Raw genomic sequence first — 2,140 nt, 5'->3', positions numbered from 1 at the left:
GACCGCATGCTGTCCGGCGGCGGCGAGCTGGTCACGCTCGTCCGCGGCGCGACCGCGCCCGCCGGCCTCACCGGCGTCCTCGAAGCGCACCTGCGCGAGCGCCACCCGGACGTCGAGGCGGTCTCCTACGAGGGACGCCAGGAGCGCTACCCCTTGCTCGTCGGCGTGGAGTGACGGCGTGGAACGACGGAGGGGCGCGATAGAAAAGACGGGTGACGAACCTCGACGAGCCGTTGCGCAAAGTCCTGGGCGACAAGACCGCCAAGGTCCTCTCGACGGGTCTTGACCTGCACACGGTCGGCGACCTGCTGCACCACTACCCGCGCCGCTACGCGCACCGGGGCGAGCTGACCCCGCTGAACGAGCTGGCCGACGGCGAGCACGTCACCGTCATGGCCGAGGTCGTCAAGGTGCAGGGCCGCACGCTGTCCCGCAGCCCCGGCTACGTGCTGGAGATCACCGTCACCGACGGCACCGGCGAGCTGAAGCTGAGCTTCTTCGGCCGGCGCGGCTCCTACGTCCCCGAACGCGACCTGTCGCCGGGCACCCGCGGCCTGTTCGCGGGCAAGATCAGCACCTACCGGCCGCGTTCGGGCCGTCCGCAGCGCCAGCTCGCCCACCCGCAGTACAAGGTGGTCGCCGCCCGCGACGCCGACGCCGCCGCGCGCGAGTGGGCGGACGAGATCATCCCGATCTACCCGACCACCAAGGGCCTGGACATCGACGCGATCGGCACGTCCGTCGCCATGGTCCTGGACATGGCCGACCTCGGTGACGACCCGATGCCCGCGGCGATCCGCGAGCGGCTCGGGCTGATCCCCCTGAAAGACGCCTACGAGGGCATCCACCGCCCGAAGGACTGGGAGCAGCTCGGCCGCGCCCGCAAGCGGCTGAAGTGGGACGAGGCGTTCGTCCTGCAGATCGCCCTGGCGCAGCGCCGCCGCGCCGCCGCCGCGCTGCCCGCCCGCCCCCGCCCGCCCAGGGGGGACGGCATCCTGCACGCGTTCGACCAGCGGCTCCCCTTCGAGCTCACCGAGGGCCAGCTCAAGGTGGGCGAGGAGATCGCCGCCGACCTGGCGAAGTCGCATCCCATGCACCGCCTCCTCCAAGGAGACGTCGGAGCAGGCAAGACCGTCGTCGCCCTGCGGGCGATGCTCCAGGTGGTGGACAACGGAGGGCAGGCGGCGCTGCTCGCGCCCACGGAGGTGCTGGCGCAGCAGCACTACCGGTCGATCGCCAGGATGCTCGGGGAGCTGGGGCAGGCTGGGCAGATCGGCGGGGCCGACACCGCGACGCGGGTGACGCTGGTCACCGGGTCGCAGGGGGCCAAGGCGCGGCGGGCCTCGCTGCTGGAGGCCGCGTCCGGGGACGCCGGGATCGTGGTCGGCACGCACGCCCTGCTGGAGGACCACGTCCAGTTCGCCGACCTCGGGCTCATGGTGGTCGACGAGCAGCACCGGTTCGGCGTCGAGCAGCGGGACGCGCTGCGCGAGAAGGTGTCGGGCGGACGGCCGCACGTGCTGGTCATGACGGCGACGCCGATCCCGCGGACGGTCGCGATGACGGTGTTCGGCGACCTGGAGACGTCCGTGCTGGGGCAGTTGCCCGCCGGCCGGTCCGCGATCAGCACGCACGTGGTTCCGCCGGAGAAGCCCGCGTTCCTCGCCCGCACCTGGGAGCGGATCCGCGAGGAGGCCGGCGGGGGGCGGCAGATCTACATCGTGTGCCCGCGCATCGGCGAGCAGGAGGGCGACGAGGGCGACGTCCCCGCGCCGGACGAGGAGGGCCGCCGGTCCCCGCTCGGGATCACCGAGCTGCTGCCGATGCTGGAGGGCGAGCTGCTCGCCGGGCTCCGGATCGGCGTCCTGCACGGCAAGCTCCACCCGGACGAGAAGGACGCGGTGATGCGCCGGTTCACCGCGGGCGAGCTGGACGTCCTGCTCGCCACGACGGTCATCGAGGTCGGCGTGGACGTGCCGAACGCGACCGTCATGGTGATCATGGACGCGGACCGGTTCGGCGTCTCGCAGCTGCACCAGCTGCGCGGCCGGGTCGGGCGCGGCACGCTCCCCGGCCTGTGCCTGCTGGTCACCGACGCCGAGCCCGGCTCCAAGGCGCGCGAGCGGCTGGACGCGGTGGC

Annotated in this window: 2 protein-coding genes; both read left to right on the top strand. The window is 73.2% G+C overall.

Annotation, left to right across the window (positions count from 1 at the left end; genetic code table 11):
• The first annotated feature begins 6 nt into the window (after nucleotides 1-6).
• Complete coding sequence (locus AB0J52_RS37435) at nucleotides 7-174, top strand: hypothetical protein (protein ID WP_500187695.1); 168 nt, start codon at nucleotides 7-9, stop codon at nucleotides 172-174.
• Between the two features lie 38 nt (nucleotides 175-212).
• Nucleotides 213-2,140: ATP-dependent DNA helicase RecG (locus AB0J52_RS37430; protein ID WP_500187693.1), on the top strand; the 1,928-nt coding region annotated here is incomplete at its 3' end.

The sequence above is a fragment of the Spirillospora sp. NPDC049652 genome (assembly GCF_040675125.1).
Lineage (GTDB): Bacteria > Actinomycetota > Actinomycetes > Streptosporangiales > Streptosporangiaceae > Spirillospora.
This window is presented reverse-complemented; position numbering and strand designations above follow the sequence as displayed.

Excerpts from the sequence above, each read along its gene's own strand:
- AB0J52_RS37435 (WP_500187695.1), top strand. The coding sequence starts at position 7 with ATGCTGTCCGGCGGCGGCGAGCTGGTCACGCTCGTCCGCGGCGCGACC.